At 43.8% G+C, this 13224-nt stretch carries 13 protein-coding genes; 10 read left to right on the top strand and 3 right to left on the bottom strand.

Features of this window, described 5'->3' with window-relative positions; genetic code table 11:
* Positions 1-14: 14 nt before the first annotated feature.
* Positions 15-959: a M23 family metallopeptidase gene (locus BAE31_RS07090; protein ID WP_239500369.1), complete on the bottom strand. Its 945-nt coding sequence runs from the start codon at positions 957-959 to the stop codon at positions 15-17.
* 326 nt (positions 960-1285) lie between these two features.
* Here BAE31_RS07090 and lipA point away from each other — a divergent pair, with 326 nt between their 5' ends.
* Positions 1286-2182 carry a lipoyl synthase gene (gene lipA, locus BAE31_RS07085; protein WP_008360456.1) on the top strand — a complete coding sequence of 299 codons (897 nt, stop codon included), beginning with the start codon at positions 1286-1288 and terminating at the stop codon, positions 2180-2182.
* 39 nt (positions 2183-2221) lie between these two features.
* Here lipA and BAE31_RS07080 read toward each other — a convergent pair whose 3' ends face one another.
* Positions 2222-2857 carry a YhcN/YlaJ family sporulation lipoprotein gene (locus tag BAE31_RS07080; protein WP_024425978.1) on the bottom strand — a complete coding sequence of 212 codons (636 nt, stop codon included), beginning with the start codon at positions 2855-2857 and terminating at the stop codon, positions 2222-2224.
* Between the two features lie 120 nt (positions 2858-2977).
* Here BAE31_RS07080 and BAE31_RS07075 point away from each other — a divergent pair, with 120 nt between their 5' ends.
* From BAE31_RS07075 to BAE31_RS07065, 3 genes are read left to right on the top strand one after another with little or no spacing between them, the layout of a single operon-like run.
* Positions 2978-3253 (top strand): YutD family protein, encoded by a 276-nt coding sequence (locus BAE31_RS07075; RefSeq protein ID WP_024423368.1) that lies wholly within the window; start codon positions 2978-2980, stop codon positions 3251-3253.
* 19 nt (positions 3254-3272) lie between these two features.
* Positions 3273-3707 carry a DUF86 domain-containing protein gene (locus tag BAE31_RS07070; protein ID WP_076839949.1) on the top strand — a complete coding sequence of 145 codons (435 nt, stop codon included), beginning with the start codon at positions 3273-3275 and terminating at the stop codon, positions 3705-3707.
* Positions 3708-3725: 18 nt separating this feature from the next.
* The gene (locus tag BAE31_RS07065; protein WP_087978090.1) at positions 3726-4499 is read left to right on the top strand and encodes a TIGR01457 family HAD-type hydrolase; all 774 of its coding nucleotides are present in this window, start codon (positions 3726-3728) and stop codon (positions 4497-4499) included.
* A gap of 39 nt (positions 4500-4538) precedes the next feature.
* Here the strand turns inward: BAE31_RS07065 and BAE31_RS07060 are convergent, their stop codons facing one another.
* Positions 4539-5039, bottom strand: coding sequence for a phosphatidylglycerophosphatase A family protein (locus tag BAE31_RS07060; protein ID WP_041107672.1), 501 nt, complete (start codon positions 5037-5039; stop codon positions 4539-4541).
* Between the two features lie 132 nt (positions 5040-5171).
* On the opposite strand from BAE31_RS07060, the gene yutH reads away from it, so the two are divergent.
* The 6 genes from yutH to BAE31_RS07030 all read left to right on the top strand — a co-directional run bounded on the left by yutH (position 5172) and on the right by BAE31_RS07030 (position 13030).
* Complete coding sequence (gene yutH / locus BAE31_RS07055) at positions 5172-6194, top strand: spore coat putative kinase YutH (protein WP_076839947.1); 1023 nt, start codon at positions 5172-5174, stop codon at positions 6192-6194.
* A 74-nt stretch (positions 6195-6268) separates the two neighbouring features.
* Positions 6269-7237, top strand: coding sequence for a 2-hydroxyacid dehydrogenase (locus tag BAE31_RS07050; RefSeq protein WP_076839944.1), 969 nt, complete (start codon positions 6269-6271; stop codon positions 7235-7237).
* Between the two features lie 223 nt (positions 7238-7460).
* A complete protein-coding gene (locus tag BAE31_RS07045) occupies positions 7461-8762 on the top strand; it encodes a homoserine dehydrogenase (RefSeq protein WP_076839942.1) in 1302 nt (433 codons plus the stop codon).
* The gene (gene thrC, locus BAE31_RS07040; RefSeq protein WP_076839941.1) at positions 8762-9823 is read left to right on the top strand and encodes a threonine synthase; all 1062 of its coding nucleotides are present in this window, start codon (positions 8762-8764) and stop codon (positions 9821-9823) included. The genes BAE31_RS07045 and thrC overlap by 1 nt, the downstream gene beginning before the upstream one ends.
* Positions 9820-10752, top strand: a complete 933-nt coding sequence (gene thrB, locus BAE31_RS07035) for a homoserine kinase (RefSeq protein WP_076839939.1) — start codon at positions 9820-9822, stop codon at positions 10750-10752. The genes thrC and thrB overlap by 4 nt, the downstream gene beginning before the upstream one ends.
* A 304-nt stretch (positions 10753-11056) precedes the next feature.
* Positions 11057-13030 carry a S9 family peptidase gene (locus BAE31_RS07030; protein WP_076839938.1) on the top strand — a complete coding sequence of 658 codons (1974 nt, stop codon included), beginning with the start codon at positions 11057-11059 and terminating at the stop codon, positions 13028-13030.
* Positions 13031-13224: the final 194 nt, after the last annotated feature.

The following is a 13224-nucleotide window of genomic DNA, read 5'->3' as shown; positions in this document are numbered from 1 at the left end:
GATTGGGCTGTTATTTACTTTCGTTTCCGTTCAGCTCTTTCCCACGCCCTCAAATGAGGATATGGATCAAATGACCATTCGGTTCTGCCGTTGTCTTTGTACATGCCATAGTGAAGATGCGGCGGAAACTTTCCTGCGGTGCCTGGAGGGCCGTAGCCGGAGCTTCCGACAGACCCAATCACCTGACCGGGTTCAACAATTTGACCTGTCTTGAGTCCTTTCGCAAAACCATTTAAGTGAGCGAAGTAATGATAATGATTATGAATATCTCGAATGCCTATCCGCCAGCCGCCGAAGCGGTTCCAGCCTTTCATTTCAATTACGCCATACGATGTCGCACGAACGGGAAGTCCATAATGGGCAAATAAATCGGTTCCCTCATGAATTCTCCTTCCTCCAAACCCTCTCGCATCTCCCCATGTACTTCGGTAGCTGTAGTCAGCTCCAACCGGAAGAGGAAAAGCATGCTTTCCAAGATCAAGATGGCCGTAGTGCTTATATAGCTTCATAAAAGATGAAATGATTCCAACGGTTTGATCACGTCCATAATAGTCCCATAAGCCAATTTTTAATTGATCAATGCTGCTGCCGTAGTGAAGCAAGTATTGAGCAAACGTGAACAATACATCCTCATCGTCATCGCTGCTTGCTTTGCCATCCCCATTCCCATCAAGACCAATTCCGTCAAACACTTTAATGCTTAAAGGAGAGGTATCCTGTTTATTCGGGTTTTCTGGTCCAATCCACATTTCCCGGGGAATGTAGATGCCAATGACGCCTTTTTGTTTCGGTAAATCTCTTCTGCTTTTTCGAATATTGTGTTCATACTGATCAACTGCAGCAAGTACATACCATGGAACCTGTGTTGTGATGGAGACTTTTTCATATAGGGCCATTCTTTGCATCAATTCATCTGGCTGCTTGTCCGTCCCTTTTGCATGAACAGGTAAAGGGAGCATTGAAAGAGCAATCATGATGGCTAAAACCACTTTCACAAACGTCCATCTCCTTTCATCGAGCATCGTCTTCTACCGTTTAGTGTGGTTAGATCACTCTATTTCATAAGAAGAAAATGTTAGTAATTTTCTTCTGTTTTTTTAGGAGGCTTTTGGGTATTTTTGCAGCTCATTCCCTTGTTGTTCAATCTGTACTATGTTAAAGTGTCTAAAGAAAAGGCTTTAGGCCGAAGATTCAATTTTTTGCAGCTTCTTAGCTGCATCCATCGTATATAGCAGGAAGATTTTTGTAGATGCACCTTTAACGAATTCATATGGAGATGATGGAATTGGCAAAGAAGGAAGAGCACGTAAGAAAACCGGACTGGCTTAAAATTAAGCTGAATACGAATGAAAACTATACCGGTTTAAAGAAAATGATGCGGGAAAACAACCTGCATACTGTTTGTGAGGAAGCAAAATGTCCGAATATTCACGAATGCTGGGCAGTGAGAAGAACCGCTACATTTATGATCCTTGGATCTGTTTGTACGCGCGCATGCCGTTTCTGTGCGGTGAAAACTGGACTTCCAACTGAGCTTGATCTGCAAGAGCCAGAACGCGTGGCAGATTCAGTAGCCTTAATGAACTTAAAGCACGCTGTTATAACAGCGGTTGCAAGGGATGATCAAAAGGATGGCGGCGCAGGTGTGTTCGCTGAAACCGTTCGTGCGATAAGAAGAAAAAGCCCATTCACGACCATTGAAGTTCTCCCTTCAGACATGGGCGGTAATTATGATAACTTGAAGACGTTAATGGACACTCGTCCTGACATTTTAAATCACAACATTGAAACAGTTCGCAGATTAACGCCAAGAGTTCGTGCGCGTGCTACATATGATCGTTCATTAGAATTCTTGCGTCGTGCAAAAGAAATGCAGCCCGATATTCCAACAAAATCAAGCATTATGATTGGACTTGGTGAAACGAAGGAAGAAATCATTGAAGTCATGGATGATCTTCTTGCCAATAATGTGGATATTATGGCAATTGGTCAGTACTTACAGCCTTCGAAAAAGCATTTGAAAGTTCAAAAATACTACCATCCGGATGAGTTTGCAGAGCTGAAGGAAATTGCGATGTCAAAAGGCTTTAGCCACTGTGAAGCTGGGCCGCTTGTGCGCTCTTCCTACCATGCAGATGAACAAGTAAACGAAGCGTCTAAAAAGCGTCAGGCGCAAGCGTAACAAAGAAAACGCCAGAGCTCTCTGGCGTTTTTTCTCGTATTAATTTTGGCCGTAAGGGGCGTTTCTTCTCATCGTACGGTCGGAATTCGTCATCCCATTTGCATCTTCTTGATTCGATATGTTCCCGCCTTGAGGGGAATACTTCATTTGCTGAATCGTTTTGGTTAAAATTTGGTCAAAATCACGTGAATTGGTTTGAAGACGTGAAAAATTGGCAATGGATTGAAAGTGCTCTGGATTATCAGAGACGTATACATGATAATAACGAGGGAGAACAGAAACCGCCGTTTTCTTTACTTGATCGGCAGATTCATCACGGTTTTTGTTTCCTGTTCGATACACGATGAGTGCATCCTCATCTGTCACAAGTGTGGCTGCATCTTTGATGTTTGGCAGCTGCACCGTTAGACTTGTAATCACGTGGGCAAGATGCTCACGATTTAAAGCAGGGGTTCTTTCTTTCTGATCCGTTACTTGCTGGCGCTGATAACGAACATATCCTGCTCTGTTTGTATCTGCTTCTGGCATGTTGGAATTATTTCCTTCATGACGATCCGACAGACGGATGGTTTTACTTGAAGAATCTTCATCCACTTGCCGGTTCATACCTGATTGAAAGCCGCACCCGCCTAAAAGCATGCTGAGGAGAATCGCGGCTGTCAGTTGTTTCTTCATAAATGTGACCTCCTTTTTCCTTTAGCTTCGGCTAAATCAGAAAAAACATGCTTTAGCAATTGATGGAGTTCTTCCAATGAATTATCATTAAAGATGGATCGTTTAAAAAGAGGTGAGAAGATGATCGTCGTTCAGAATGCTACCTTTGATCTTGTAAGAGATATCAAAGACGGCTTTAATGAAGAAGCGTTTAAAGCAAGGTACTCAGATATTTTAAATAAGTATGATTATATTGTGGGGGACTGGGGCTATAATCAGCTCAGGCTGAAAGGGTTCTTTGATGACCAAAACCAAAAGGCCACATTTGATACTAAAATCAGCACACTCGATGAATACATTTATGAATACTGTAATTTTGGCTGTGCCTATTTTGTCTTAAAGCGAATTAGAAAATAACGCAAAGGGGAGCGTCATAATGTATTTCGTAGACAGAAAAAAGATTGAAGAGACTTTACGTTTTTTCGAGGAGCAATATGAGTTGATGCAGAGTCATCAAACATGGACAAGTCCTCTAGAGAAAAAAGCGCTGGAACGAATTGTTCATTTGCTCGTCGAATGTATTCTTGATACCGGAAATGACATGATTGATGGCTTTATTATGCGTGACCCAGGAAGCTATGATGACATCATGGATATACTTGTTGATGAAAAGGTTGTACCAGAAGAAGAAGGAAGTCAGCTGAAAAAGCTTGTCTCATCCCGCAAAACACTTGTGCAGCAATATCAGGAAGTGGTTCATCATGACTTATTGCAGGTGATCAGCGAAGTAGAGCAGGCGCTAGAGGTCTTTCCAAGCCGCATCCGTACCTACTTGGAACAGGAGCTTGGCCCAGTATCAGCGTTTAAATAAACCATTGGAGTTGTGAGCATCATGAAATACAAAGGCTATTTAATTGATTTAGACGGGACCATGTATAAAGGAACAGAAAAGATCGAGGAAGCAGGTCAATTTGTTCAAAAGTTAAATGAATTGAACATCCCTTACTTGTTTGTCACGAATAACTCTTCACGCACGCCAAAGCAGGTAGCGGAAAAACTCGTTTCATTTGATATCCCAGCAACAGAAGAACAAGTTTTTACAACAAGTATGGCGACGGCTAATTATATCGCTGAGCAAAAGAAAGATGCGTCCGTTTATGTGATCGGTGAAGAAGGAATCAAGCAGGCCATTGAAGAAAAAGGGCTGACGTTTGGTCAGGAAGACGCTGATTTCGTTGTTGTTGGAATTGATCGTGGCATTACATATGAAAAATTAGCAGTAGGTGCGATTGCCATCCGTCAAGGCGCACAATTTGTCTCAACAAATGGGGATATTGCCATTCCAACAGAGAGAGGGCTTTTGCCAGGGAACGGCTCATTAACATCTGTACTGACCGTGACAACAACGGTTCAGCCGACATTTATCGGAAAGCCGGAATCCATTATTATGGAACAAGCGATGCGTGTACTTGGGACAGATGTGTCTGAGACGCTCATGGTGGGTGATAACTATGATACGGATATTATGGCAGGAATGAATGCAGGAATGGACACATTACTCGTCCATACAGGTGTGACAACAAAAGAGCTGCTTCAGAAGTATGAAAAGCAGCCAACCTATGTCATTGATTCATTATCCGAGTGGATTGAGCGATTATCATAGAAAAAGAGGACAAGCGTTACGCGCGCGTCCTCTTTTTCTTTATTTCGCATTTCTTGCACTATGTGCCAGCCTGCTTGATGCGGCAGCAGCAATAGCGCCGACAATGTCATCTAAAAAGGTGTGGCATTCGCCCGTGGATTTATCGTTGAGTTTCCCCAGAATTCCTGGTTTTTCTTTATCGATATATCCGTAATTCGTAAAGCCGATCGAACCATAAATATTGACGATAGCAAAGGATAAAATTTCATCAACGCCATACAGGCTCTCGTCCGTTTCAAGTATTGATTGAAGCGGCTCAGTCAGTTTTTTTTGCTCGGCGAGTACGTCGAGTTCGACGCCCGTTAATATCGCATTTTGAACTTCACGTTTTGCGATGACACGCTCCACATTGTGGATGCACTCTGTCATGTCTAAGCCAGGATGATATTTTTCCTGTAAAAAGTAGACAAGGTCTGCTATATCTTGAATGGTTACGCCACGTTCTTGTAAACGGCGTCTTGCTGTTTTTTCTACTTCGTTCATCTCATGATGATGCGGCATGTATTCCTCACCCAATCCTCGTAATTTGTCCACAACGTGTAAAAAGCTTCGGATAGTAAATAGTATTCATAAATCCCTCAACCTGCGACTACGATATGATAAGAGATTGATCATAGGAACGCAGGTGAAAACATGAAAGAAACCATCTATCACACATTTGGTATTGATGTTCGTCAATTTACGCCATATGGCAGTTATCAGAGCTTTCAAACGGCGGAGGCTTTCTTCCTCATTGTTCCTGTGTCTCATTTGCGAGAAGAAGAACTCTCAGAGTTGTATCATATCAGTCAGTATTTACTGAATGCTGGAGACCCATACGTCGCTGTGTTCGAATTAACAAATGAAGAGAAACCCACCTTTACTCATGGGAAGGAGCGGTATGCTTTATTAAAAGCAGCGCCTCCGCTCTCAAGCCGCTCGTTTCAGCAAGCGTCAGAGCTGGCAGCCTTCCATGTCAGGGGAAGAGGATTTCCATATGAAGTATCCGAAACAAAACGTGTCGGTGCCTGGAAGGAATTATGGGCAAAACGATTAGATCAGCTCGAAGGCTTTTGGATGCAGCAAATGCATCAAAAACCGCTGGAACGGTTTGAACAAAAATTCATTGAATCGTTTCCGTATTATCTTGGATTAACGGAGAATGCCATTCAATATTTAGTCGATACTGAGCTTGATGATGAACCGAAAGAAGGTGACTCAGGCACTGTCTGTCATCAGCGCTTTTCACGTATGACATGGCCGCATGAGCAGCCGCTTCGTTTACCTGTGGATTGGGTCTTTGATCATCCAACCCGTGATATTGCTGAATACTTAAGAGAAACCTTTGTACAGCATAAGGAAGATTTAATTGAAGAAGGCTTTTCCTTTCTTCAGCAATATGAGGAGGTGACACCTCTTTCCTCCTTTTCAAAGCGTTTGTTATACAGCCGCCTGCTGTTTCCGCTTCATTACTTTGAAATTGTAGAAGGCTACTACATGTCTGGAGAAAATGAAAAGTCATATTATGAAGAGCGGTTAGATTACGTCTTAAATGATGCCAATCGTTATGAATACTTTCTGAAGGTCTTTCAAGAAATGAGTGCCATGCGAAGCGGCGGGAGCCCCATTCCGGCTGTTGGCTGGATTCAGCCTGCAGCTGATTTGAAGTTTCAGTGAACAGACGAAACGTCTCTTTTCTCTTGAGGCGTTTTTCGTTATGCTTAAAGAAATCGATAAAAGGAGTGTTCTTCTTGACGAAACCTTACGTCTATATCACAAGAAAACTGGATGAAGCATCACTTACACCATTAAAAGAAGTCGCTCATGTTGAGATGTGGCCAAGCGAGGATGAGCCGTGTCCAAGAGAAGAGTTAGAAACACAATCTGCTAAAGCGGATGCGCTTCTCACCATGCTGTCAGATCAAATAGATGAGCCGCTTTTATCAAAGGCTCCAAATATCAAGGTGGTCGCAAACCTTGCTGTTGGCTATGACAATATTGATCTTGAAGCAGCCAAAAAGCACGGAATCACCGTATGTCATACACCAGACGTCTTAACAGAATCGACGGCTGATTTAGCCTTTGCCCTTCTGATGGCATCAGCTAGACGCATTGTCGAGGCGAGTGATTGGATTAAGGATGGAAACTGGACAGGCTGGGGGCCGCTTCTTCTTGCCGGTGCTGATGTTCATCACAAAACACTCGGGATTGTCGGAATGGGCAGCATTGGAACAGCACTAGCCAAGCGGGCCAAAGGCTTTAATATGAATGTCCTTTATCATAATCGTTCCAGAAAACCCGAGGCAGAAGCGCAGCTTGGTGTGACCTATGCGGCTTTTGAGGAACTGCTCAAGCAGTCTGATTTCATCGTTTGTCTGACGCCGTTAACTCCGGAAACGAAAGACATGTTTAATGAAAAAGCATTTGATCTGATGAAGAACTCTGCTTATTTCATTAACGTATCAAGAGGACAGACTGTGGATGAGGATGCTTTATACGAGGCTGTCACAACAGGAAAAATTGCCGGCGCTGGTCTGGATGTATTTAGAGAGGAACCTGTCAGTCCGTCTCATCCGTTAACGACATTACGTAACGTCACAGTCCTCCCTCATATTGGAAGTGCTAGTGTCGAAACGAGAAAAACGATGATGCGTTTATGTGCTGAAAATATTGCGCTTGTCTTACAAGACGAGCCAGCCAAAACGCCGGTTCGTTCATAATATAAGGCTTCCCGGTGTTCGGGAGCTTTTCTGACAAAAATATTTTGAAAATATAGAATCTTGATGTAAATAGCTGTTAAGCGGTTTCATTCTGACAATCTCTTATTTTATTACCTTGTCAAAATGAGGATACCCCTTTATAATGTGTGTACATTGAATGTCTGTGTAAGGTTAACAAATGTCTTTTTAGAGAGGACATTTACGGAGAAAGGTGGAATTTCAGGTGAAGGCAATTCGAGTTGGGCTATTAGGATTAGGAACAGTGGGAAGCGGTGTCGTAAAAATTATCCAAGACCATCAGGATAAATTAATGCACCAAATCGGCTGTCCGATATTAATACAAAAAGTGCTTGTGAGCAATCCCGATAAAAAAAGAGATGTGGATGTCGCAAGAGAGGTCTTCACAACTGAAGTATACGATGTGATTAGAGATCCAGAGGTCGACGTCATCATTGAAGTGATGGGCGGCATTGAAGAGACTAAACAATATTTAATAGATGCGTTGAATGAGAAGAAGCATGTCATTACAGCCAATAAAGATTTAATGGCGCTTTACGGTACGGAGCTTTTACATGTAGCGAAAGAAAATGGCTGTGATCTTTATTATGAAGCAAGTGTCGCCGGAGGAATTCCGATTCTGCGTACGCTGGAGGAAGGGCTGGCCTCTGACCGAATCACGAAGATGATGGGGATTGTGAACGGTACAACGAATTTTATTTTAACGAAAATGAATGTCGATAAAAGCGCATATGAGGATGTCTTAAAAGAAGCACAGGATCTAGGCTTTGCAGAAGCAGACCCGACAGCCGATGTAGAAGGACTGGATGCAGCAAGGAAAATGGCGATTCTTGCAAGACTCGGCTTTTCTATGAATGTAGATTTAGAGGACGTAAAGGTGAAAGGTATTTCTGATATCTCTGATGAGGATATTAATTTCAGTAAGCGGTTTGGCTATACAATGAAGCTGATTGGAATTGCTCAGAGAGACGGAGAGAAAGTGGAGGTCAGCGTTCAGCCAACCTTACTTCCTGATCATCATCCATTATCATCCGTCAACAATGAATTCAATGCTGTGTATGTCTACGGAAGTGCTGTAGGAGAAACGATGTTTTACGGACCTGGAGCAGGAAGTTTGCCAACAGCAACAGCTGTTGTATCAGACTTAGTGGCAGTGATGAAAAACATGCGCCTTGGCGTGAACGGAAGCGGATTTATCGCACCGCAGTTTGAGAAGAAGATCAAATCCTCATCAGAAATATTTGCTCAGCAATTTTTAAGAATTCATGTTAGAGATCAAGTCGGGGCATTCTCCCGCATTACATCTATTTTTTCTGAAAGAGGCATCAGCTTTGAAAAGATCCTTCAGCTTCCTGTGAAAGGACATGATGAGCTGGCTGAAATTGTGATTATTACACATCAGACCTCAGAAGAAGATTTCTCAAATATCCTGCAAAAATTAAACGACCTCGACGTGGTGGTTCAAGTGAAGAGCACGTACCGAGTAGAAGGGAACGGTTTAAGCTGATGAAATGGAATGGACTCATTGAAGAATTTCAAGAATTCTTACCAGTAAACGAATCTACACCTAAACTAACATTAAATGAAGGGAATACACCGCTGATCCATCTCGCCAAGCTTTCAGAAAAGCTGGGAATCGAGCTTCATGTGAAAACAGAAGGCGTCAATCCAACAGGTTCTTTCAAGGATCGAGGAATGGTCATGGCTGTTGCAAAGGCTAAAGAAGAAGGCAACGATACAATCATGTGCGCTTCAACAGGGAATACCTCTGCAGCAGCAGCGGCTTATGCAGCCCGTGCGGATATGAAATGTATTGTCATCATTCCTGACGGGAAAATTGCCTTCGGTAAGCTTGCACAGGCGGTCATGTACGGAGCAGAGATCATTGCCATTGACGGCAACTTTGATGATGCACTGAAAATCGTCCGCAGCATCTGTGAAAAAGCATCGATTGCCCTTGTTAATTCGGTCAATCCTTATCGAATTGAAGGACAAAAGACAGCAGCATTTGAAATCTGTGAGCAGCTAGGCTCTGCCCCGGACGTACTGGCAATTCCTGTCGGAAATGCCGGGAACATCACGGCCTACTGGAAAGGCTTCAAGGAATATCACGAGAAAAAAGGAACTGGACTGCCTGTCATGCGTGGTTTTGAAGCAGAAGGTGCAGCGGCAATCGTTCGAAATGAAGTGATTGAGCAGCCAGAAACAGTGGCAACGGCAATCCGTATCGGAAATCCAGCGAGCTGGAAACAAGCTGTGGCAGCCGCGGATGAATCAAACGGTAAGATTGATGAAGTAACTGATGAAGAAATTCTTCATGCATATCAATTGATTGCACGTGAGGAAGGTGTGTTTGCAGAGCCGGGCTCATGTGCGTCGATTGCAGGCGTGTTAAAGCAGGTGAAATCTGGAGAAATCAAGCCAGGCAGTAAAGTTGTTGCAGTACTAACAGGCAACGGACTGAAAGATCCAAATACGGCTATCGATATTTCACAAATCAAGCCGGTCACACTTGATGCAGATGAAGATCAAATTCTTGAACACTTAGAAAAGGCCGCACGCGTATGAGTGAAGCCTCCATGCTTTTTTCAATCACAGTACCGGGAAGCACTGCCAATTTAGGACCAGGCTTTGATTCAGTTGGAATGGCGCTCAGCCGCTATTTAAAGCTATCGGTCTATGACCATGATAGCTGGCTGTTTGAAGCAGAAACAGATGTCGTGTCTGGGATTCCAACAGGCACCGACAACCTGATTTACCAAACAGCCAAAAAGGTCGCAGATGACTTTGGAAAAACACTCCCGCCTGTTTATGTCAAAGTGTGGAGTGATATTCCATTGGCACGGGGGCTTGGCAGCAGTGCTGCTGCCATCGTGGCCGCCATTGAACTCTCCAATCAGCTTCTTGAATTAAACATGACAGATGATCAGAAGCTCTTTTATGCAAGTGAGGTAGAAGGTCATCCAGATAATGCGGGTGCCTCTTTATTTGGTGGTTTACTGATTGGTCTCCATGAAGAAGACAAAACACATGCCGTTAAAGTGCAGCATGTGGATGTAGATGTCGTCGTGGTGATTCCTTTTTATGAAGTGCTCACAAAGGATGCCCGTGATGTCCTGCCAGAGGATTTCTCCTATAAACATGCTGTCAGTGCGAGTGCTGTGAGCAACGTCCTTGTAGCCGCCTTAATGACGCAAAACTGGCCGCTTGTTGGAGAAATGATGAATAAGGATTTATTTCATCAGCCTTACCGCACAATGCTCGTGCCAGAGCTGTCGAAGGTAGAGCATGTCGCTTCTCTAAAAGGAGCGTATGGAACGGCTTTGAGCGGCGCTGGGCCGACGATCCTCACCCTAGTGGAAAAAGGGAAGGGAGAAGCGCTGAAAGAGCAGCTAGCCCAAAATTTCCCGCATTGTGAAGTCGATTTACTGACGGTGCCAGTAGAAGGTGTTGTCGTGCAGCATCATCCTGTTAATCAAGTAAAGAACGTGCTGTGAATCTGCATGTTCCCAGCGTGTAGACAAACCCTCGCATTCTTTGTCAGTCCTGCGCGCTGGTGCTCACGAATGTTAAATTCGCTCCGCAAAAGTAGCTGTTCTTCCTAGACTGCAAAGGTTTTCAGGTCACGCTGAAAAGAAGAAAAAGAGCTAAAATAAAGATCATTTTAGCCCTTTTTCAACAATCTGAGAACGTGCTGTGAATCTGCACGTTCTTTTTTATGCTTGTTTTTATGGGAAGAAGCAGGGATTATTATTTAGAGGATCGAACTATTTTTTAAGCATAAAAGGGGGAGATACGTTCATGAAGAAATTGATGACGGCAGAAGATTTAACGAAGATTGTTTCTGTTTCCCATCAAGTTTATTCACCAGATGGAAAAAAGGCAGTCTTTACAAAAGTCACTGTGAATGAGAAAAAAGACGATTACAACATCCACTTATGGGTTCGAGATGAAGAGACAGAGGAGCTGGCACAATGGACATTTGAGGATGGAAAGCATCATCAGCCAGTTTGGTCAAAAGACGGCAGGCAGCTTGCTTTTATTTTACAAAAGCCAAAGGAAGTCCCTCAGCTGGCGCTCATGAAGAGCGAAGGAGGCGGCGTGCGAACCTTAACGACGATTCCTTACGGAGTATCTCATCCTGTTTTTTCCCCAGACGGCGCTTTTCTTTATACGGCTGTGTCATTGAAACAATCAGAATCTGTTCATGATGAAAAAAAGGAAGAGCAAGATGACTTTGCTCCAGCGGTATATGATGATTTGACCTATAAAGCAGATGGAAGAGGCTTTTTAGATGGACGTGTCACGCAGATCGTGAAGGTGGATATCGATTCAGGAGAGATAGAGCCTGTTACGAGTGAGCAGGTTCATCATATGAATCATACGGTTTCTCCTTGCGGCAAATGGCTTGCCTTTATTCAATTAAATCCGCAGATACCTTACATAAGTGACGTGTGTCTTCTGTCATTAGAAGATGGTCAGACAAAAAAGATCACACAAGCAAACGGCGCTTATTCCACCGTATCTTTTTCTCCAAATGGAGAGAGTCTTTTGTATATTGGACATGAGCGCGAATTTCAAAATGCCACCTTCCCATCAATATGGCTGTATGATCTGAAGGAAGAAAAGGCGGTTCAACTGTCAGAAATGCTCGATATGTATGTTGGGAACTGTATGGCAGGAGATAGCGTGATGGGAGAGGTCTATCAGCTTCCGCAGTGGACAAAGGACAGCCAAGGGTTTTATGCGCTTGTTTCTGATCAAGGCAGCACAGGGATTTATTATTTCTCTATTGAAGGTTTAGCCTATCCTGTTCGACTAGAGGCGGAACATATCACCAATTTCAGCCTTCATCCAGATGAATCCAAACTGCTGCTCAGCCGGCTTACACCTGTTTCACCAAGCGAGCTGTATGAGCTGACATTAGGGGAGGCAGAACTAAAGCAAATCACATTCGAGCATCATGATTTTCTAAAGGAGCATATCGTATCCGAACCTGAACCATTTTCTTTTCAGTCAAAAGATGGCGACGAGGTGCATGGCTGGTTTATGAAGCCTTCCAACATGGAAGAGGGAAAGAAATATCCGCTCATTCTAGAGGTTCATGGCGGACCGCATGCGATGTATGGTCATACGTATTTTCATGAATTTCAAATGCTCGCTTCTGAAGGCTATGCCATCGTGTATATCAACCCGCACGGCAGTCATGGGTATGGACAGATGTTTACCGAACGTGTGAGAGGAAACTATGGTGACGTTGATTATGACGATGTCATGCAGGCTGTTGATCATGTGCTCACAGCCTATGATTTCCTTGATGAGACAAGACTTGGCGTGACAGGCGGCAGCTATGGCGGTTTTATGACCAACTGGATTGTCGGACAGACCGACCGCTTTCGCGCAGCTGTCACACAGCGCTCCATTTCAAACTGGATTAGCTTTTACGGTATCAGTGATATCGGTTATTTCTTTACAAGGTGGCAGATTGATGGGGATATTTATGACTCTGTCGATAAGCTATGGGATCGTTCGCCGCTAAAATATGTGAAGCAGATGAACACGCCGCTGCTCATCTTGCACAGTGATGAAGATTATCGCTGCCCAGTTGATCAAGCAGAGCAGCTTTTTGTGGCCTTGAAGGAGCTTGGGAAAGACACAAGATTGGTCAAATTTCCGAAGGCATCTCATGATCTATCCAGAAGCGGCCACCCGGGGCAGCGTATTCAAAGACTGACTTTTATAAAGGAATGGTTTAGAGAAAAGCTAGCCGAATAAAAAACGACCCAAATCGGGCCGCTTCAGCGTGCTGACAAACCCTCGCATTCGGTGTCAGTCCTGCGTGCTGGTGCTCACGAATAGAAAATTCGCTCCGCGCCAGTACTCGTCCTTCCTAGACTTCAAGGGTTTTCATATCACGCTGAGGCTAAAGCCTTTATCAATCATGAAAAAAACGACCCAAATCGGGTCGT

Source organism: Bacillus sp. I-2, assembly GCF_001974945.1.
Classification (GTDB): domain Bacteria; phylum Bacillota; class Bacilli; order Bacillales; family Bacillaceae; genus Bacillus; species Bacillus safensis.
The sequence above is the reverse complement of the archived record's forward strand: the minus strand, read 5'-3'. Positions and strand labels throughout refer to the sequence as shown.